This is a genomic window from Hydrogeniiclostridium mannosilyticum (assembly GCF_003268275.1).
Taxonomy (GTDB): Bacteria; Bacillota; Clostridia; order Oscillospirales; family Acutalibacteraceae; genus Hydrogeniiclostridium; species Hydrogeniiclostridium mannosilyticum.
Genome location: NZ_QLYR01000001.1, coordinates 813,682 through 834,938, shown reverse-complemented (window position 1 = coordinate 834,938; position 21,257 = coordinate 813,682). Strand labels below are relative to the sequence as shown.

General features: G+C 52.7%; 14 protein-coding genes. 13 read left to right on the top strand and 1 reads right to left on the bottom strand.

The features are described from left to right. The 9 genes from DPQ25_RS03890 to DPQ25_RS03840 all read left to right on the top strand — a co-directional run bounded on the left by DPQ25_RS03890 (position 1) and on the right by DPQ25_RS03840 (position 13,966). Positions 1 to 933: a carbohydrate ABC transporter permease gene (locus tag DPQ25_RS03890; RefSeq protein ID WP_112331833.1), complete on the top strand. Its 933-nt coding sequence runs from the start codon at positions 1 to 3 to the stop codon at positions 931 to 933. 31 nt (positions 934 to 964) lie between these two features. Continuing rightward, positions 965 to 2,422 carry an ABC transporter substrate-binding protein gene (locus DPQ25_RS03885; RefSeq protein WP_112331832.1) on the top strand — a complete coding sequence of 486 codons (1,458 nt, stop codon included), beginning with the start codon at positions 965 to 967 and terminating at the stop codon, positions 2,420 to 2,422. A 42-nt stretch (positions 2,423 to 2,464) separates the two neighbouring features. Continuing rightward, positions 2,465 to 3,457: a glycoside hydrolase family 130 protein gene (locus tag DPQ25_RS03880; RefSeq protein WP_112331831.1), complete on the top strand. Its 993-nt coding sequence runs from the start codon at positions 2,465 to 2,467 to the stop codon at positions 3,455 to 3,457. 378 nt (positions 3,458 to 3,835) lie between these two features. After that, positions 3,836 to 5,470 carry an ABC transporter substrate-binding protein gene (locus tag DPQ25_RS03875; protein ID WP_177576825.1) on the top strand — a complete coding sequence of 545 codons (1,635 nt, stop codon included), beginning with the start codon at positions 3,836 to 3,838 and terminating at the stop codon, positions 5,468 to 5,470. Between the two features lie 679 nt (positions 5,471 to 6,149). Further along, entirely contained in the window at positions 6,150 to 7,790 is a 1,641-nt protein-coding gene (locus tag DPQ25_RS03865; protein WP_177576824.1) for an ABC transporter substrate-binding protein, read from the top strand. Positions 7,791 to 7,964: 174 nt separating this feature from the next. Further along, entirely contained in the window at positions 7,965 to 9,941 is a 1,977-nt protein-coding gene (locus DPQ25_RS03860) for an ABC transporter permease subunit (RefSeq protein ID WP_177576823.1), read from the top strand. A gap of 16 nt (positions 9,942 to 9,957) precedes the next feature. Beyond that, the gene (locus DPQ25_RS03855) at positions 9,958 to 10,851 is read left to right on the top strand and encodes a carbohydrate ABC transporter permease (RefSeq protein WP_112331826.1); all 894 of its coding nucleotides are present in this window, start codon (positions 9,958 to 9,960) and stop codon (positions 10,849 to 10,851) included. A 360-nt stretch (positions 10,852 to 11,211) separates the two neighbouring features. Further along, positions 11,212 to 12,795 carry a DUF5722 domain-containing protein gene (locus DPQ25_RS03850; RefSeq protein WP_112331825.1) on the top strand — a complete coding sequence of 528 codons (1,584 nt, stop codon included), beginning with the start codon at positions 11,212 to 11,214 and terminating at the stop codon, positions 12,793 to 12,795. 337 nt (positions 12,796 to 13,132) lie between these two features. Continuing rightward, complete coding sequence (locus DPQ25_RS03840; RefSeq protein ID WP_112331823.1) at positions 13,133 to 13,966, top strand: MBL fold metallo-hydrolase; 834 nt, start codon at positions 13,133 to 13,135, stop codon at positions 13,964 to 13,966. A gap of 142 nt (positions 13,967 to 14,108) precedes the next feature. On the opposite strand, the gene DPQ25_RS14590 is transcribed toward DPQ25_RS03840, so the two are convergent. Beyond that, positions 14,109 to 14,273 carry a hypothetical protein gene (locus tag DPQ25_RS14590; RefSeq protein ID WP_177576822.1) on the bottom strand — a complete coding sequence of 55 codons (165 nt, stop codon included), beginning with the start codon at positions 14,271 to 14,273 and terminating at the stop codon, positions 14,109 to 14,111. 249 nt (positions 14,274 to 14,522) lie between these two features. Between DPQ25_RS14590 and DPQ25_RS03835 the strand changes: the two genes are divergently transcribed. The 4 genes from DPQ25_RS03835 (at position 14,523) to DPQ25_RS03820 (ending at position 21,210) form a co-directional block, all read left to right on the top strand. Further along, complete coding sequence (locus DPQ25_RS03835) at positions 14,523 to 15,548, top strand: M23 family metallopeptidase (protein WP_112331822.1); 1,026 nt, start codon at positions 14,523 to 14,525, stop codon at positions 15,546 to 15,548. 116 nt (positions 15,549 to 15,664) lie between these two features. Further along, entirely contained in the window at positions 15,665 to 17,290 is a 1,626-nt protein-coding gene (locus DPQ25_RS03830; protein ID WP_112331821.1) for a hypothetical protein, read from the top strand. Beyond that, positions 17,287 to 18,363 carry a hypothetical protein gene (locus DPQ25_RS03825; protein WP_112331820.1) on the top strand — a complete coding sequence of 359 codons (1,077 nt, stop codon included), beginning with the start codon at positions 17,287 to 17,289 and terminating at the stop codon, positions 18,361 to 18,363. Before DPQ25_RS03830 ends, DPQ25_RS03825 begins: the two co-directional genes overlap by 4 nt. 135 nt (positions 18,364 to 18,498) lie before the next feature. After that, the gene (locus DPQ25_RS03820; protein ID WP_112331819.1) at positions 18,499 to 21,210 is read left to right on the top strand and encodes a glycosyl hydrolase; all 2,712 of its coding nucleotides are present in this window, start codon (positions 18,499 to 18,501) and stop codon (positions 21,208 to 21,210) included. Positions 21,211 to 21,257: the final 47 nt, after the last annotated feature.

The following is a 21,257-nucleotide window of genomic DNA, read 5'->3' as shown; positions in this document are numbered from 1 at the left end:
GTGAAAGCAAAAGTCAACCAAACGCAGTCGGGCTTGGATAAATTTAACCGCATCGGCTTTGGCGCCAATGCGCTGTTCCATGTTATCTTTATCGTTATTTCCCTGCTGTGCGTCATTCCTGTGCTGTTTGTACTGTCTATCTCTTTCTCCTCTGAGGCCGCTATCAATGAATATGGCTACAGGCTGATTCCAAAGGTTTTTTCGGCGGAATCCTATCTGTTCCTGCTCAAGCAGGGCAGCGTAATTCTGCGGGCGCTGGGGGTGTCGCTTTTTGTCACCATAACCGGCACGGCGCTGGGCACATTGTTAACCACAACCATGGGCTATGTGCTGTCGCGTTCACAATACCGGCTGCGGGGCTTTTTAACCTGGGTGGTTTTTATTCCAATGGTGTTCAACGGGGGCATGGTTTCGAGCTATTATGTCAACGCCAACCTGCTGGGCCTGAAAAATAATATTTGGGCGCTGATTCTGCCATTGGCTGTTTCATCCTTCAACGTCATCATCTGCAAGACCTTTTTTAAGTCTACTATACCGGATTCCATTGTAGAGTCCGCTAAAATCGACGGCGCTTCCCAGCTTAAAATTTTTTTTAAGATTGTGCTGCCGGTTTCACTGCCCGTGTTGGCGACCATAGGCTTATTTTTGTGCTTTACCTATTGGAACGACTGGTTCCAGTCCATGCTTTACATCGACGACTCGCGGCTGAACTCGCTGCAGGCGCTGTTGACGCAGATCATGGGCAATGTGGATTATCTCTCGCAAAATGCCGCCGGCCTGGGGGTCAGCGCGGCAGAGCTGGCGAAAAACATGCCCAAAGAGGGTGCGCGAATGGCAATTGCAATCCTTATCGTTCTGCCCATCGCCTGTGCTTACCCTTTTTTTCAGCGTTATTTCATCTCCGGCCTTACAGTGGGCGCGGTAAAAGGATAAAGGCCATTTAAAAAAGAGAGGAGCTTACACAATGAGAATGAGTAAATGGAAGGCGCTGCTTTGCCTGGCAGCCATGCTGGCCGTTATAACAGGACTGTTCAGCGGCTGCCAAAATGCGGAGGAGGGCGAAAGCGGCGATTCAGGGAAGACGCCGGTTCTGACCTGGTGGCTGATTGGCAGCCAGCCGGAAAATCTGGCGGACGGCGTGGAAAAGATCAACGCCTACATCGAGGAAAAAATCGGGGTTAGGGTCAATATCAAAATGGCCAGCTACAGCGATTGGCCGGACAAAATTAACCAGCTGGTCAACACCGGGGAAAAGTTTGACATCATGTTTACCAATGAAACGAAGTACAGCCGCCAGGTCAACCAAAATGCCTTTGCAGATCTAACCGACCTGTTGGCCAGCGAGGCTCCGGCGCTTTATAAGTCCATCCCCCAGGAGGTTTGGGAGGGGGCAAAAATTAATGGCAGGATCTATGCGGTACCGACCTATAAAGATTCCTCATTGACGCAGTACTGGGTATTTGACGATGCCTATGTGCAGAAATATCAGATCAATGTGGCGGCTACAAAGGATTTTGAAGCGTTGGACAAGGTCTTTACCGCGATGAAGCAGGGGGAGGGCAAGTCCTTTTACCCGCTGAACCTGACCCAGGGAGACGGCTTCAGCGGACTGTTGAGCGACTATGACGGCCTCACACTGGGGCTGCAGCCCATTGGTGTGCGTTATGACGACGCAAACCGCAGGGTGGTGTCCGTGCTGGAGCAGGAGGAGGTCATGGACCGCCTGAAGATGCTGCACAAATGGTATGGAGCGGGCATCATCAACCCGGATGCGCCGACCCAGAAGGATGCCGTTAAAGGCCGCGCCTTCTTTTCCGCCCAGGGGTACCCGGGCGCGGAGGTTGGCTGGCAGGTAAACGAGGGCGTTGAAAAATATGACACGGTTCAGGTTTTCGGGCCCCTTTACACCAATGGTACAATTCAGGGCTCCCTGAATGCGGTTTCATCAAATTCCTCCTATAAAAAAGAGGCCCTTAAGCTTTTGCAGCTGGTCAATACAGACCGGAAGCTGCGCGATATGCTGGCGTTTGGTGTCGAAGGAACCGACTTCGAGTACGCCAACAGCGAGCGCACGGTCGTAAAGCGCCTGACGGACACCTGGCAAATTGGCAATTATGCGATTGGATCCTACTTCAACCTGTCTACCTTGTCGGACGCACCGGCGGACCAGTGGGATCAGGTCAAGGCCCTGAATGCACGGGCAGAATCCTCTGCCTGCCTGGGCTTTACCCCGGACATCGGCGATTTGTCCACCGAGCTGGCAAATTGCCAGCAAACCTGGGATAAATACCGCTATGAACTGCTGACAGGCGCCTCCGACCCGGTCAAAATGGTGCCGCAGATTGTCAAGGAGCTAAATCAATCCGGCATGGATAAAATTATAACGGCGGTGCAGGCCCAGATTGATGCATACTATCAATAAAGCGTTGCGCTGGACGGCTGCAGAAAAGGAGCAAGGCGCGTTATGAGCAAACTAATAGGAGCGGCGCTGCCCAATATCCCTTGGCAGGATTGTCCGCCGGGCTGCAGGGAGCCCGTTTGGCGCTACAGTGGAAACCCGATTATCCAGCGGGATGCAATCCCCACGTCCAACAGCATTTTCAACAGCGCCGTAGCGCCCTTTCGAGGCGGCTTTGCGGGCATTTTCCGCTGTGACAGCCGGGCGGTGGAAATGAACATCCACGCAGGCTTTAGCGAAGACGGCCTGCGTTGGAGGATCTCTCCGCAGGCCATCCGTTTTCAAGGCGGCGGGGAGGCAGCCCGGTACGAATACCGCTATGACCCGCGGGTCTGCCGGCTGGAAGGCCGCTACTATATTACCTGGTGCAACGGCTATCACGGCCCAACCATTGGCCTTGGATATACGGAGGACTTTCAAGCCTTTCACCAGCTTGAAAATACCTTCCTGCCCTACAACCGCAACGGCGTGCTGTTTCCCCGGAAAATCGGCGGGCGTTACGCCATGCTCAGCCGCCCCAGCGATGGAGGCCACACGCCCTTTGGCGATATTTTTTACAGCGAAAGCCCGGACTTGACCTATTGGGGCAGGCACCGCTTTGTTATGGGGACCGTTCCGGGCAACGCTTCCGCCTGGCAGAGCCTGAAGGTAGGGCCGGGGCCGGTCCCAATTGAAACAGACCTGGGCTGGCTGCTCCTCTACCATGGGGTCATCAACACCTGCAACGGGTTTGTCTACCGTGTAGGCGGCGCGCTGCTGGATCGGGATGAGCCCTGGAAGGTGCTGGCGCGATCCAGGTTTTACCTTTTGGGGCCGCAGGAGCCCTATGAATGCGTGGGCGACGTGCCGAACGTCACATTTCCCTGCGCAGCGCTTACAGATGCAGGCACAGGGCGAATTGCCATTTATTATGGCTGTGCCGACACGGTAACGGGTCTGGCGTTTACAACGGTGGACCGTCTGGTGAATTATATTCAGGAAAATAATTTGCTGTTTTAAGAAAACCGGGGATGGTTTGAAGGCCGTCTCCGGTTTTTGTAAATAGAATCGCCTTTTTTTCGGCACGCGTTTATTGTTTTAGAATAAATTGCAGCTATATCGTTAAAAAAGAAGAATTTTTGTTATATATTTATATGGTTATTCACGTTTTTAAATTAAAACTTATGAGAATTGGAAAAAGAAGTGTTGAGAAATTTTTAATAGTGTGCTAGTATAGGGAACTGTAAAATGAACGAGAGTTAATTATAGATAGTCTTTTCCAAAAATTAAAAACGAAAATGTCTTCTGTTGAGGCAGGGGTTCAGGGCGGACATCCACTCCTGGGTGGGGACGTTCTGTAAAAATAAATTCCTGAAATAATTTATGGGAGGGATTCTTGTGAAGAAAAGAATTCTAAGCATGGCGCTGTGCCTCGCAATGATCGCGGGCGTATGCACCGCCTGCGGTCCGAGCGAGTCTGCAAGTTCAGGTTCTACTGCGTCGGGAACCGGGCAGACCTCTTCAGGTGAAGAAAAGGACTTTGAGGGCACGATCACAATCAATACTCAGGCTGGTCCCGGCGCCGACGCCGCGTGGCAGGCTGTTGCTGATGCTTACATGGAAAAGCATCCGGATGTCGAAGTCGTCATCGACCTGAAGCCGACGGACAGCTACGCCGAGTGGATTCAAAACATGTTCGGTACAGAAAACCCCACGGCTGACATTGTCAACATCAACCTGGCCGGTTCCTCTGCGAACGACAAGTCCATCAACTACATGGAATATGCGGATCAAATCAGCCCTTATTCCGGTAAGAAGTGGACGGAGCAGTTCAACTATGAGATGCAGACCCGCGACCTGGCAAAGGGCGAGTGGAACAACCTTTCCCTGGACTCCGTTCAGGTCATGTGGTTCTACAACAAGGATCTGTTTGAGAAGGCAGGCGCTGAGGTCCCCACAACCTGGGACGAGCTTGTAACCACTTGCGAAAAGCTCTATGAGGCCGGCATTCAGCCGCTGTCCGTTCCGGGCGACTTCAACAGCTTCTGGGCCATGCAGATGGGCTGGCTGGCCCAGGTTTATGCCGACCAGACCACCAGAAGCATGCTGGAGGTTTACCGTGCGCATGAGGGCGACTACAACTATGATCCCGATGTGGACGGCACCTTTAAGCTGGACATCAGCGACCCGTTCAACGACGACCCGTGGAAGGTCAACCAGAACCCGGTCCGTGCCTATAAGGCGATTGTCGACGGCGATTATGACCCGGCTTCTGAGGGTATGAAGACGGTTTGGACGAACTTTGCCAAGATCTTCCCGAAATATGCGGGCGGCGACGCCTTCTTCGGCACCACGGACGGTGTGCCGCTGTTCTACCAGAGCAAGGCCGCTATGTACATCGACACCGGCTCCCGCCTGGTGAGCTTCAAGCTGGATATGGACAAGCTGGCTGCCGGCGAGCAGATTATGGCCGGCAATGGCGAGGATGAAATTACCGGCGTTAAAAAGTTTGAAATGGGCACCTTTAACATGCCTTCCATGGAGGGCGAGGGTATCGAGGCTCCGGCACGTACGGTTGAGGTTGCAACCGGCTTCTTCGGCGCTGTGAAGAAGGACAAAGAGCATGACGCGATGGTCGTTGACTTCCTCATGTACTTCTCGTCTGCCGAGGGCCAGGGCATCTATCTGAACGGCGGCCTGGAAGGCGGCATGGCTCTGAACGGCCCGTCCCTTGTTTATGATGTTGAGATCCCCGGCGAATATGCGGACCTGTTCGATGGCCTGACCTTCATCGGCAACTGCCAGAAGGGCTATGGCCAGATGATGGCCCGCGGCGCACCGGGCGATGTGCAGAACTCCCTGCGTGAATGGTATGACTATTCTCAGAAGTTCCTGACTGGACAGATTTCCATTGATGAGTGGGCAAGCATGCACAAAGACAACATCATGAAATATCTTGATGACTCTCTGGCAGGCTCTAAAATTTCCAGATCAGACCTGGATAACCCGCAGAATGAGCCGACAGGCAAGTAAATTTTATTAATATGGAGGGACCGTCCAGCAGGGCGGCCCTCTTTATTTTTTATGTCCCTGGAGTCTGTCCATATATTACCGGCAGTCTCCCTTTTTGGGGTGTGTTAAGTTTTTGTAAAAATTAAATAAAGGACTATAACGAAAAAACGTTTTTTTATCTTTTCAGGTCTTAAATAGAAATAAAAAAGGAAAAATTATCTGTGCTTTGGAGACGGCGAAAGGTAAAAAAGCAAAAAAAACTTCATAGAGTTTTCATTTATTTTTGGGGGCCGTTCCAAAGCATCCGCTTTTTTTTATGGGTCAAAAAATCCAATAAAAATGCGCTTTTCAGCAGATTTTGTCGCTGGAAAGCGCTTTGCTTTTCAGAAAAACATGAATGAAAAATGACGGTAAAATAAAAAAATATATAAAAAATCCTCTTGATTATTTGGCACTGTTGTGATATTATTGAGAAGCATTCAAAATGCAGCCTATTTGAAGGGTCAATTTAGTGATTCTGGCATTTATTTCTAAATTTACTTTTGTGAGAATTGCCTTAACTTCTATGTAGGCTGCCGCCTATTGGGTAAAGAAGCTATGGCAATTTTATTATGCAGGGGTTCAGGAGATTATCTGCATTAGGGTAGATTTGTTCTCCTGTAAAAATAATCCTGAAATTTTATTTATGGAGGGAAATCTAGTGAAGAAAAGAGTCTTGAGCATGGCGCTGTGCCTCGCGATGATCGCGGGTGTATTCACCGCCTGCGGACCGACTGAATCCGCAAGTTCCGCTTCCAATGCGTCGGGAAGCGAGCAGAGCGGCCAGTCATCCGGCACCGAAGCCAAGCAGTACGAAGGTACCATTACCATCAACACCCAGGCAGGCCCTGGCGCTGAAGCAGCATGGCAGGCTGTTGCCGATGCCTACATGGAGAAGCAGCCCAACGTGGACGTGGTTGTCGACCTGAAGCCGTCCGACAGCTACGGCGAGTGGATTCAGAACATGTTTGGCACGGAGAACCCGACCTCTGATATTGTCAATATCAACATGGCTGGTTCCTCCGCAAACGACAAGTCCATCAACTACATGGAGTATGCGGACCAAATCAGCCCCTACTCCGGCAAAAAGTGGACCGACCAGTTTAACTATGAGATGCAGACCCGCGACCTGGCAAAGGGTACCTGGACGAACATCTCCCTGGACTCCGTACAGGTCCTGTGGTTCTATAACAAGGACATCTTTGAGGAGGCAGGCGCTGAAGTCCCCACAACCTGGGATGAGTTTGTGGAGACCTGCGAAAAGCTCCAGGAGCATGGCGTGCAGCCGATCACCATGGCCGGCGACTTCAACAGCTTCTGGTCCGGCGCGATGGGCTGGCTGGCTCAGATTTATACCGACCAGACCACTAGAAGCATGATCAATGTCTACCGTGCCCAGGAAGGCGATTATGACTATGACCCCGATGTGGACGGCGTTTGGGAGTATAATGTTGACGACCCGTTCAACGACGATGCCTGGAAGGTCAACCAGAACCCGGTCCGTGCATTCAAGGCCATCGCTGACGGCGATTATAAGCCGGATTCCGAAGGCATGAAGACGGTTTGGACGAACTTTGCGAAAATCTTCCCGAAATATGCCGGCGGCGATGCCTTCTTCGGCACCACCGACGCAGCTCCGCTGTTCTATCAGAGCAAGGCCGCTATTATGGTTGATACCGGCGCCCGTCTGGTAAACTTCAAGCTGGACATGGATAAGCTGGCTTCCGGTGACAACATTGTCGACGCGAACGGCGAGGCTGTTTCCGGTGTTAAGCAGTTCGAACTCGGCCACTTCAACATGCCGTCCATGGAAGGCGAAGGCATTGAAGCGCCCGCCCGTACCCTAGAGGTTGCGACCGGCTTCTTCGGCGCTGTGAAGAAGGATAAAGAGCATGACGCGATGGTCGTTGACTTCCTCATGTACTTCTCCTCCGCCGAGGGCCAGGGCATCTACCTGAATGCCGGCATTGAAAACGACATGGCTCTGAACGGCCCGTCCCTTGTTTATGATGTAGAAATTCCCGGCGAATGGTCCAGCCTGTTCGACGGCCTGACCTTCATCGGCAACTGCCAGAAGGGCTATGGCCAGATGATGGCCCGCGGCGCACCGGGCGATGTGCAGAATTCCCTGCGTGATTGGTATGATTATTCCCAGCAGTTCCTGACTGGTAAGATCTCCATTGATGAGTGGGCTTCCAAGCACAAGGAAAATATTATGAAATATCTTGACGATTCTTTAGCTGCTGCTACGATTTCTAGGGCAGACCTGGAGAACCCGCAGAATGAGCCGACGGGTAAATAATCTTAGTAATAGATTCAATGTGAAAGTGCTTTAAGGCATTTCTGTGAGATGTTGAGTAGGTTGTAGGGACTGCCGGGGCCGGTGGTCCCTATGATTTATAAAGGGGATGATACGAAGCGGTTTGCGCATGGAATAGGGTTCTGCAAAACATCACTAAACGAAAGGAACTGGCCTATGAAAAAAAGAAAGCTTTGGATCGTACTGACAAGCCTGTTTCTGATTCTTTCAATTGTTTCAGTTGTGATTATGTCTCTTTCCCAAAAGGGCAACGATCTGGTTACCGATGCTGGAATGAGCACAGGACTTCAAAACTACTCATTGGCATATGATGAAACTACGGGAACCACCTATGTAGGCGCCTATCAGAACGCGTTGGTGGCATATGATAAGGATAACAATGAGCTGTGGAGATTTGAAACAAACGGCCCGGTTCACGAAATGAAGGTGGACGCGGCTCAGGGCCTGCTGGTTGTAGGCTGTGAAGATCAGAATGTTTATTTGCTTGGGCTGCAGGATGGTAGCTTAAAGAATACAATTAATGTACAGCGCCGCATCTATGGTGTGGACATTTCCTCCGACGGCTCCAAAATTGCGGTAGCCTCTGCAACAAACGTCAATAAAAGTAATATCCTGGTTTATACAATGGATGGCGAGCAGGTTTCTAATATCCAGTTTACCAGCCAGGTGAAAAGTGTGGCGTTTACCTCTGATGATAACCTGATCTATATCAACAAGGCCGGTGAGATCGGCAAGGTCGATCAGCAGGGGGCAGAGCTTGCTCTTGTCAACAGTAAATATGAGCTGGCACAGATGGTTAAGATTCCCGGCACCAGCAATTTAGCGATTGCAGACGTAAACGCCGAGTATAAGGTCATTGATGAAAATCTCCAGACTTTGCAGGAAGGCAAGGCAACCGGAGAAACCGTCATTGGCAATGCAATTGGCGCCAGCCAGAACGGCGATTATATTTTCCTTGGGACCGAGGAAGGTATGGTTTATGTCTTTGACAAAAACGGAAATCAAATTTTCAGCGACCGTGTTACAGACTCTACTGTAACCAACATAATTCCGCTGACCGATAGCGTCTACATTACGGGCCAGGCCGACTATGTTAAGAGCATTCCGACCGGTAGCCTGGCATCTACGGTGCTGCTGGCTTCTTTGGGCTCGGTATTCTCCATTTTACTGGTAGTCGGAATCATTGGGTTCCTGTTCTGCCTGATTATGTCGGTTGCCCCGCTGCGCAGGCTGGGAAAACGCTTTGTGCGTGCGGTCTGGCTGCATAAAACGGCCTATATACTGCTGGTTCCTACCTTCGTTTTGATCTTGATCTTTAACTATTACCCAATGTTTACCGCATTGACGAGGGCGTTTACAAACTGGTCCCGTACCAATTATGATTGGTCCGAAATTCAGTTTGTCGGCCTTGACAATTTCGTGCAGGCATTTACAGAGGGTTACTTCCTGGTGGGCCTGGGCAACCTGGCAATTATGCTGATTGCCGCCTTCCTGAAGGTGCTGACCGTGCCGGTGCTGATCGCCTGGCTGGTTTTCTCCATGTCGAAGTCCCGCCAGAAGACAATCTTCCGGTTCCTGTTTGTTCTGCCTATGGTGGTTCCGGGCATCGTTTCCACTTTGATGTGGCAGCAGATTTACGACCCGAGCATCGGCTTGCTCAATCAGATCTTGAAAGTGTTCGGCCTGCCGGGCAATACTTCCTGGCTCGGTAATGAGAACACGGCGTTGGGTGCAATTATCTTTATGGGCTTCCCATGGGTGAATGCCTTCGCCTTCCTGGTGTATTACGGAGGGCTCATAGATATTGACGCTTCGCTCTTTGAAGCGGCTAAGGTGGATGGTTCCACGCGCTGGAAGGACTTCCGCTATATTGAAATGCCGCTGATCTGGCAGCAAATTAAGCTGATGTTGATTCTGACCTTTATTGGTACCCTGCAAGATTACAACAGCATTTTCATTTTGACAAAGGGCGGCCCGGGCTCGGCTACATATGTGCCAGGCCTTGAGCTGTACTACAATGCGACCAGGTTCGGCCGTTACGGTTATGCTTGTGCCTTGGGCGTAATGCTGTTTATTGCAATTATGATCGGTACGATTCTCCAGATGAGAGTCAAATCCGCCGACGAACAATAAGGGAGGAGGAACGAGCATGAGTAAAAAAGTAAAAACAATTATCGGGCCGGACGGCGCGGTCTTGGAGCTGACCAAGAAAAAGTTTAACGGAAAGGAATTTTCCTTCCAGGCAATCATTTTTATTGTTTCCGTTATTCTGTTGATTCTGGCCTTTATCCCGATCTTCCTGATGGTTATCCTCTCCCTGAAATCCAATGTGCAGATTTACGGCAACTTCTGGTCTCTGCCCAATCCGATAGAGTGGGGGAACTATAACACCGCGGTCGGCATGCTGCTGCCGAATATGATCAACTCCATCATTGTCGTTGCCGTGGCAACGGTGCTGACAGTGCTTTTGGCGGCAAACGCGGGCTATGTTTTTGCAAAGCTGAATTTTCCCGGGAAGAACGTTCTTTACCTGGTTGTTCTTGCGCTGATGATGGTGCCGGGCGTTCTGACCCTGACACCGCAGTACACACTGATGCAGGATCTGGGGTTGATCAACTCCTGGTTTGCTCTGTGGTTCCCCTGGATTTCAGGCGGACAGGTATTCGGCATCATGCTTTGCCGGACCTTTATGGGCAATATCCCGTCAGAAATTTTTGAGTCTGTCCGTATTGACGGCTGCGGCGAGTTCCGCGCACTGCTGACCATCGCTATGCCGCTTTCCAAGCCGATTCTGGCGACGATTGCAATCAACCAGATGATTGGCTATTACAACGACTTCATTTGGCCGCTGATGGTTATTGAAACCAACAGCAAGCAGGTTATGACCGTGGCAATCCGCGTGTTCCAGGCCGCTACGGGCACCATTGATATTGGTTCCATGGTTGCCGGCTTCGTAATTGCAACGCTGCCGCTGCTGCTGATGTTTGTCTGTGGCTCCAGGCTGTACATCGAGGGCTTGACCTCCGGTGCGGTTAAGGGCTAAAAAGTTCCTTTCAGGGCGGACGCCCTCCATAGTAAGGCCGCTTTTAGAATAAACAGAGTTGAGGGCCTTGTTGAAAAAAACGGCATCCCGGAACAGTCCTCCGGGATGCTTTTTTTGTGAAAGCAGGGCCCGGGCTATCCTCCCGGCGGGGAATAAAATATTTTTAATAGCGCTTGCAAACGCCGGCCTTATGATGTAGAATGACTTCGAAGCAATTGTCCGGGGCCGAAAGACCTTTTACATACAGCGCGGCTTTGCGGATAGGCTTCACGCACGAGGCGGCAGAGGCGCTCTTCCTGGCCAGCATGACGGCAAGCCCGCCGCCGCATATTAGCTTAAATAGAAGGAGTTGTAACCATTATGAGCGTTAAATCGATTACAGTTACAGGGGAACAGTTGATTCTGCAACTTTCAGAGCCCTTCGACGGGGAGCTTTTTGTCCGGGAGCAGGTGGCGGTTGTCGGTCCCCTGGCGGGCCGGGAGCTGTCCATGGTAAAGGTTGCCTGCAATGACGGCAAGCTGGCGCTGCCCCGTTTTGTGGGGGCGCACGATCGCATTTACAGCCAATTCACCGTTTGGCTGCCGAGCCATGAAAAAATGGACGGCGTAAAGTATGTGACGGATTTTGCGGAGGATGTAGCAGACTGGAGCTATGCCTATCCGCAGCCGTCCACTAAAAAGACACTGGGTGCAACGCCTGAGGATATCAGGCTGCTGGGCATAAAGCAGACCCACACCAATATCAACCTGCCGCAGATTATGACGCCCTTTGAAGCGGAGGGAACCATCCCCTATGTGTGCGACGGTAAAACCTATTACTTCATTGGCGAAGAAATTGAGGCATTGGATCGATGGATGCAGGAACGCTGGGAGGCAGGCGCGCTGGTAACCGGCATATTGCTGAACGCGCCTGCCCGCTTCGGCAGCAAGCAGGATCCTCTCTTGATGGCGGATGCCATCCATCCGAATTTTGCCTGGGAGGCCCAGAATAGCGAGGATGGCCCCACGGCCTTTATCAGCGCCTTTAACATGGAAACGGAAGAAGGGCAGGGCTACTACAAGGCGTTTGTTGAGTTCCTGGCAGAACGCTATACGCGTGAGGATGCCAAATATGGGCGTATGTGCGGCTTTGTTATTTCCAACGAGGTGAACAGCCAGTATGTATGGGGCAATGCTGGCGATATGCCCGTGGCGGATTATACCGAGGAATATACCCAGGCCATGCGCCTTGCTTGGATTTGCGCGAAAAAGCACTATGCCAACCACCGCATTTATATGTCGCTGGACCACTTCTGGCATAAGGTGAATTTTGACCCGACGCGCTCCAATAACTTCTATGCCGGCCGCGCGGTGGTGGATTATGCCCTGAAGTATTCGCTGCGGGACGGTAATTTTGATTGGAACATCGCCTACCACCCCTATCCGGAGGATTTGCGGAGCCCCGACTTTTACAATGACAGGGCGCCCGAATTTACCTTTGCCACCCCCAAAATCACCTTCAAAAATATTGAGGTGCTGCCGGCCTACCTAGCACAGGAAAAATTCCTCTATCATGGCAAGCCCAGAAGAATTATTCTTTCCGAGCAGGGCTTTAACTCCAAGGGGGATGCCTTTAGCGAGCAGCAGGGGGCCATGGCCTATTGCCTGGCTTACCAGAAAGTTAAAAAGCTGGATACCATCGACATGATGACGCATCATGCCTATGTGGACAACCGGGATGAATTTGGCCTGAATCTCGGCGTCCGGCATATTAATGACGATGATACGCCGGGTGAGCCCAAGCCGATTTATTATGTGATAAAGGATATGGACACCCCGGCGGAGGCCAAGAGAATTGAAGAAGCCAGGGCCTTTATTGGCCCGGAGCTCTTCGACGCACTGCTGAACCCGGAAATTCAGCACGGCGAGGGCGAGGCCAATAAAGAGGGCGATTATATCTATTAGTTTCCAATTTGCTTTTAAGCTTTTTAGGGCTTGAAAAGTAAAAAGGGGGCCGGCAGCGTTAAACTGACAGCCGGCCCCTCCTTTATGCATGAAAAGCCGTGTAAGACGGATTCGCAGCATCCCATCTGCTTTTTTCTGCATACGTATTTCCAAAGAAATTGGTCCTTGGGAAAAGGCAGAATAGCGAAAATATATAAGAAAGGCGGAGCGGAATGCCGGCCGTCCAACAGAAAAGGCCTCGCAGAGGTACTACGCATGAGGCTCCGGATATCCCGGAATTTCACTCGATCTTTGCCATTCAATAGAAGCCGGACGGCTTAAAAGGGGAGCGGATAAAATGGAACTCATTTTTTTGGGAACAGGAGCAGCAGACTGGAAAGAACCTAAGAAGGACGGAGAATATAGGGGCTTTACAAGTACGCTGATCGACGGGGAAATTTTGCTGGACTGTACGGCGCATACACTGAAGAGGCTGCGGGAAATGCAGGTGGATTGGGCTCAGATTTCCGCAGTGTTTTTCACGCACAGCCACTCCGACCATTGCAACCCGGAGGCTGCCGGCAGGCTAGCGGAGGCACGGCGTGCGGCTGGCCTGAACCCTTTGAAAATTTATGGGGAAAGCTCGTGGATAGCCCATGTATTTACAGAGGGAGAAGGCTATTGGCAGCTATCGGCGCTTGAACCGTTTCAGGAGGTGTGCCTGGGCGCTTACCGGCTGCTGCCATTGCCCTCCAACCACAGCTCGGACTACCGTTTGCTTGCCGGTAGCACAGGCAGCGGCCCGGCATTTAAACGGGAAACCACCCTGCACTATTTGCTTCAGGCGGGTGGAAAAGCGGTGCTGTACGCGCTTGACGGTGCTTGGATGCTGACCGGTACATGGGAGGCGCTGCATGGCCGGCAGCTGGATGCATGGGTGGTTGACTGCACAATCGGCCCGGGCCATGCGGGGGATTATCGGATTTTTGAGCATAATGACCTCTCTATGGTGCAGGCCATGGCACAAACATTGATGGCAGTCACGCCGTATGGGCCGCCGGTCTTGAGGACGGGGGCGCCTATCGTGCTCAATCACCTGGCGAAGACGCTACATCCGTCTCAAAAGGAACTGGATGAAATGCTGCGGCCCCCTTTTATTGCCGCCTATGACGGTATGAGCCTCAGATTGTAGGTTTATACAGCATAAGAAAGCCCATCTACCGGCGTTCAGGTAGATGGGCTTTCTTTTTTATACGCGGAAAACCGCTCATCTATCGAGTAGTTTTCCGAATATAAAAAATACCGCTTGTGCACACAAGCGGTCCCGGTATGTTTTACGGTTGTACGGGCAGCCGGTTCATTTCCTCCATCACATGGGTAATGGCCTCCTGAAAGTGATGAACACGCTTGTAATCGCCCTCTTTTTTAGCCTTGGTAATACCGGCCTTTAATAAAATCAACCGGCTTTGCAGGTAATGCTTTTTCTGTGTGTCGCTCAAAAAAACGCCTCCTCCCAACATTTGGGAAAATCCTGTTAATATTAAATTTCTATTAATATTATAGCTCTTTCAAATTTTTTATAAGTCATTAAAAGAATAAAAACGATTTTTTGATTTACTTTATTAAAATATAGGGCGTGTCAAGGCCGCGCTATGGAATCCGGCTGCTGGTCAGTACTAAAGCGTGGTGCTTTTCCATAAAATATAAGAGTATACCGGAGAGAGGAACACGGAAAGAAGGGTACATAGATGTTTATGATGGTTCCGAAAAGAAAAAGTCGGGCGGTTATTTTGCTGGTGTGCTTTTTCGTTTTAATTGCCACGGCTTTCCAGGCCACGGGAACAGGGGAACCCGTGGCGGCAGACGGTAAAAATTATATTAAGTGGGTAGAGTTCAATGTACCCTATGAGGTGCTGGAGCATGCCCTAGACCTGGATATTAAGGCGCATGAAGAGGGGGTTGACATTGGCTGGGTGGAGCTGCTCGCCTACTGCGCGGGGAAAAACGGCGGAAATTTCAGCGGCTTCCGGACCAAAACACTCGATGAGCTGTACCGAAAAATAGCCGGAGGGGAACAGCTAGCGGATCTAACCAGAGATATGCGCTACTATTCCTATTATTATGAAGCTTATTCTGCGGTGCTGTCGGGTCTGGTGGGGGAGTATGAGATTCAGGTGGCCGATGAAAGTGCGCCGGACGGAAAAAAATGGGTGAAAAAATACGGGCTGATGGGTTTTTCGCCTATTGCAAAAAATTTTCCCTATGATGATTATGACGATTTCGGCGCCAGCCGTACCTATGGCTTTGCCCGTAAGCATTTGGGACACGACATGATGGGGGCTGTCGGCACGCCGGTTATTGCAGTGGAAGGGGGTACTGTAGAGGCAATGGGCTGGAACCAATATGGCGGCTGGCGGATTGGTATTCGCAGTAAAGATCAAAAACGTTATTATTATTACGCGCATTTGCGTAAAAATTATCCTTATGTAAAAGATTTAAAGGTTGGATCGACGGTGAAACCCGGGGATGTCATCGGCTATTTGGGGCGTACGGGTTACAGCTCAACGGAGAATGTGAATAATATTGATGAGGCCCATCTCCACTTCGGCCTGCAGCTGATTTTTGACGAGTCGCAAAAGGAGGGGAATAACGAAATTTGGGTAGACGTTTACCCGCTGGTGCGCCTGCTCTACCGCAACCGGTCGGAGACCGTCAAAAATCAGGAAACCAAGGAATACAGCCGGGTTTATGACATCCGTTTCCCGGGGGAATAAAAAAGCAAAAAACTTATTTTTTTCGCAGGGAAAGTAGATTGACAGCGTGTCAATGAAATGCTTTAATGGGTAAAGAAGCAATCCATGAAAATAGTCATTGGAAAGGAAAGCGTTTTATGGGGAGAGTATTCATTGGCATTCAAAATTCTGTCATCGGCTTTAACGACCCGTTCCACCCGCAGAGCTGCGACCGGTACCTGCGCACGGGGGAACAGCAGTTTTTCGCGGCACAAGACCCCACGCCGTCCGTGGAAAGCTACCTGGACATGATCAGGGAGCTGGGAGTCGACTTTTATATGCACCATGCCATTCCCTGTGAACAGGAGACGGAAAGGATGATTGACATCCTGACGGAGGCAAAGCTCCCTTTTATTTTGGGAAATGAGTTTTATTCCATTAACCGTGTTTATGCGCCGGGCACGGGCCGGGGGGAGCTTTCGCCCGGTCTGGTGCAAAAGGCGCGTACAAGCCCGTATTTTATGGGCCTGTTGTATGACGAGACCGAGCATGTCCAGCTGCACAGCAGCCAATATGGGGAAGGCGGCGGCTACCAGTGGGCGGACCCGCACGGGAAGAGCGCCGGCCGGATTGAAGCGGATATTTGCGAGGCGATTCGGGCGGCCTCACAAAAATTTGGCGTTCCGCTTTATTCGGAGCATGTGTTCCCGGTGATGTACCACACCTTCAGCCGGGCGGGCATGCGCGTATGCCCTAAGGTGCTGAAAGAGGAGTTTCAGCCGCTGCAGCTGGCGGCTGCCATGGGTGCCGCCAAGCAGTACGGGCAGCCGCTCGGCATTTGCGTGGACCTTTGGGGGATGGATGTCGGCCACTGGTTTACCCGCCTGTGGGGCCTGCCCGCGCATTCGCCGGAGGAATTTAAAAGCGGTTTGCAGCTGGCCTACTATATGGCCCCGTCTATGATGTTTGTGGAGAATATGGACGCGTTGCTGCGAAACACGGAAAAAGGTTTTTGCTACACCGAATTTGGCGAGATTTTTCTGGATTTTGTCCACAATTTTGTGCCGGAGCATCCACTGCCCTATACGCACCTGGATGTGGCGTGCGACATTGCCGTTATCCGCGCGGACGACGCCTGCATTGCCAAGAGCGGTAATTTCGACGGCAGCGGCCTGTTTGGCTCCAAGGACCTGCTGCCCGACGCGCGTACAAACTCGTTCATTGACGTAATGTATACGCTGCTGCACAAAACCTGCTCGCATGAGGCGCTTACCTATCATAAATCCGAGTTTGACATGATTCCGCTGGGCAAGTACCCCCGGACGGAGGAAACGCTGCGTACCCTGCCGCTTGCGCATGGTGTCCCCAAGGAGGAGGAGACGCTGTGCCACCCCATTTTTCACCCGTTGAACCAGGCATTGGTGTTCGACCAATATGTCCGGCCGGAGGATATTGGCGATGCCCGGCTGTTGGTTGTCTGCGGCAGCCGGCTTGGGCCCTCGACGGTGGAAACCGTGGCGGAAAGAGTGCGCGCGGGCGCCCTGGCGGTGATTCCCGCCTATTTTGAGGCGGAATTTGCCGGGGTGCTGGAAGAGAGCGGCCGGGGCGGCTGGGCCGTTGTGCCCGACTTTACCGGGCCGGTGTTTCAGGCGGCTGTAGAGCCCTACCTGGGGAAGAAGGACGAGTGGAAAATCCGCTTTAAGAGCGGTATTTTAACGGTTAAAAATCCGGCGGGAGACGGGAAAACCCTGACATTTCACTGGGAAGAGGAGTTGAGCTTATGATTCGTTTTACAGATAAGCAATGGGATGAGGTGCGGGAGAACCACCGGAAATGGTGGAAAAATGAGCTCGGCCGTCCGATTTTGCCGCTGGTTATCGGCGGTGCGGACCCTATGCGGGACAAGCCTAAAAATCCGGTCCTCTCGTTTGCCAACTGCAATGACCTGAGCATTACCCCAGAGCAGATCATCGACCGCTATGATTATGAGCTTTCGACCTGTGAGTTCCATGGCGACAGCTTTCCGCATATGCACATGGACCAGTTCGGCCCGGGCGTTGGGGCGGCGTTTTTGGGCTGCAACCTGGAAAACGACAATAACACCGTGTGGTTTACCCCAAAAAAGAAGGTGCCGATCCGCGAGCTGCACCTCGCCTATGACCCGGATAACCCCTGGCTGGTGCGGATTAAAGACATCTACCGCGCCGGCATGAAGAAATGGGGCGGAAATGTTTGTATGGGTATGACGGATCTCGGCGGCGTGCTCGACATTCTGGCATCTTTCCTGACGACGGACCAGCTGCTCTACGACTTGTACGACGAGCCGGAGGAGGTTCAGCGGCTTGTTTGGGAGATTTCAGACCTTTGGAGCCAATTTTATAGCGAGATTTTGGAAATCATCGCCGGGCAGCAGGGCTTTTCGGACTGGGCGGCAATTTACAGTGAAAAGCCCTCCTACATGCTGCAATGCGATTTTTGTTATATGATCAGCAACGGCATGTTCCGGCAGTTCGTACTGGAGGAGCTGAAGCATACCGCGAAAAAGCTGTACCGTCCTTTTTACCACCTGGACGGTGTGGGCGAGCTCCGCCACCTGGACGACCTGCTTGCGCAGGAGGATATCTACGGTATTCAGTGGGTGCCGGGTGAAGGGCCCGAACGGGAAATGGACTGGAGCGAGGTCTACAGCAAAATTTCCAAGGCCGGCAAAAAAATTCAGGCTTATTACGATTTCGACCACTATCTGGATGATATTCTCGCGGTCATCCAGCACCCGGACGACCTGGTGAAAACCCCCATTTGGTACCCGATGGACAAGAAGGATGAGGCGCTGAAAAAGCTGAATAAATACCGGTAAGCTTTTGGCGGCAGGGCGCTGCTGGAGCCGTTGCTTTGATGTGCGCCTCTCAAGCGGGGCGGGGAAGGCTTTCCACGCGGGGAAAATCGATTGTTAAAATGGGTGCAGAACAGATTATAGAAAGGCTGTGGAAGAATGACGGATTTTAAGGCGCTGCTGCGGAACCCGCCGGAGGCGGCCCGCGGCATGACCCGTTGGTGGTGGTATGGCTGCGCGGTGGAGGAAAAGGAAATCGACCGGGAGCTGAACCTGATGAAGGAAGCCGGCATCGGCGGAGTGGAGCTGCAAATTCTGTACCCGCTTCACCGGGACGACAGGGAGAAGGGCGTACAAAACGTCCCCTATTTCTCGCCGCGTTTTTTTGAGCTGACCGGTTATGCGGCACATCGCTGCAGGGAGCTGGGGCTGCGCTTCGATTTTACCCCAGGCTCAAGCTGGCCCTACGGCGGCCCGCCCATTACGCAGGAGTATGCCATGCAGAGCGCCCTGCCCTATCAAATCGATATACAGGGGCCGTGTACGTACGCGCACGATTTTACCACGCAGTTTACCGGCGAGGTTTGTGCCGCGTCTCTCGGTAAGATGGAAAACAGCCGGATGCTGCCCGAAACGGTGCGGGATGTGACTGGCGCCTTTACGGATAAATACCTGTTTAATTGGCCGTGGGGCACTCAGATGAAGGCAGTGGAGGTGCCGGAGGGGCCGCATAAGCTGACCATCTTTGTTATCAACCGCTACCGGATGATGGCGCTCAAGCCTTGCCCCAATGCCGACGGTTTGGTAATGGACCACTGCAGCGCCGCTGCCTTTGACCGCTTTTTCGGCCATATGGTGGAGCCGCTGGTCCAGCGGCTGGGGGATGATCTGGGCAGCCTATTCTGTGACTCCATCGAGTGCGACGGCCACAATTGGAGCGGCGTCCTGCTGGAGGAGTTTGAAAAAAGGCGCGGCTATTCCCTTAAGCCCTATATCTATGCGTTGTGGGGCGATATGGGGGAGGCCACGGGCGACATTCGTTACGACTATTTCCGCACCATGTCGGAGCTGACGATCGAGAATTTTTTTCAGCGGTTTACGGCTTGGAGCAAGGAGCGGGGCCACACCACCCGCATCCAGGCGCACGGTACATGGGGGGATATTCTCAAGGTCTATGCGTGCGCGGATATACCGGAGGGCGAGACATTCGGCGAGCACGACAAACTGGAGTGCAACACCATTCACCGCCGGCTTGCCTCGTCCAGCGGGCATATTTATGGGAAGCAGATTATATCCAACGAGTCCTTCACTTGGCTGAAGGTTCCCCGTTTCACCGAGACGCTGCAGGACCTGAAGGCCGCGGTGGACGCGATTTTCTTGGACGGCATGAATATGATTGTCAACCACGGCTACGCCTACAGCCCGGAACTGGCTGGGCCGCGTGGCTGGCCGTTTTATGCCAGCTGCAACATCAACCACACCGCGGGCTGGTGGCCGCTTTACCATCATGTGGCACGCTACATCCAGTCATGCAGCGCCCTGCTGCGCGAGGGCGTCCCGGTGTCGGATATCGCGGTTTATCTGCCGCAGGCGGATGTCTGGGCGGAGAATCTGCTCTCGGATATTCACCTGGCCATGAAGCTGGAGGAGCGCATCGGCCGTGAGACGGCGGACCGAATCAACAAGGCGGGCTATTGGTTCGATTATCTCAACGACGAGGCGGTTTGCAGCCTGGGCTCCATCACCCCGGCGGGGCTTTGCATCGAGACAAATTGCTACCGTACCATTCTGCTGCTGCAATGTACGCGCCTGCCGCTTGAAACAGCGGAGCGCCTAGTGGAATTTGTGCGTGCCGGCGGTACCCTGATTGCCGACGGAGTCCCCTGCCGCAGCTGCGGCCTGGTGGAGGGAAAGACAGACCACGAGCGGGTGCGCGCGCTGATGGACGAGCTGTTTGGCGGCGGCTGCGGAAGAGGACGGGCCATCCGTGTTGAGAATAAGGAGCAGGCGCTGCTTCAATGCCTGCATGCGCAGGTAAAACCCGACGTACGGGTGGAAAAAAACGATACCGTCGGGTTCGTCCACCGCCGCTGCGGGGAACAGGAGCTTTATTTCTTCTCGAATATCTCCAGAGAGGCAGTCCGCACGGCGCTTACGTTTTACCAGGTATCCGGCGGCTTCCGGGTGCTCTGTGCCGAGAGCGGGCGGGAGCTGCCGGTGCAGGGCGCGGAGGAACGCGGCGGCCGGCTGTCCGTCACTCTTCAGTTTAAGCCGATGCAATCGCTCTACTTTGTTTTTTCACCGGAACTGAAGCCGGGCGAGGTTTGGGTTCAGGAGGCGGACGCCCCCTGTGCCTGCCGGGAGGTTTCTGGGTGGCTGCTGACGGTGGACGGCAAAGGCTACGGAGAAACCCCTGCGCCGCAGCTTTGGAATACCGTGCCGGGGCTGGAGTGGTATTCCGGCTTGGGAACCTACAGCGCCGCCTTTCACTGGACGGCGGACGAGGGTGTCCGCCGGGTAGAGCTTGCACTTGAGAACCTGCACTGTACAGCCTCCGTCTATGTCAATGAGGTTTTCTGCGGGGATATTTGGAAGCTGCCCTATACGGCGGATATTACTCCGGCCCTGAGAGAAGGGGAAAATACGGTGCGGCTGGAGGTGCGCAGTACGGTAATCAATGCCATGCTGTCGCCGGAGACCAAGGCCATGGAGCAGGAGGAGCCCGCCCTGCTGGAGGAATGGCCCTATTTTGGAGAGACCATCAACGACCATCTGCGCCAGCGCTACTTTAATTGGCGGGAGCGGGAGTATTTCCAGACACCGCAGCCTTCGGGGTTAGGCGGCAGCGTTCGCTTGCTGCTGTATCAATAGGCGCGGCATTATATGGAAAAAGCTTGTAAAGGGAGAGGAAAAATCAA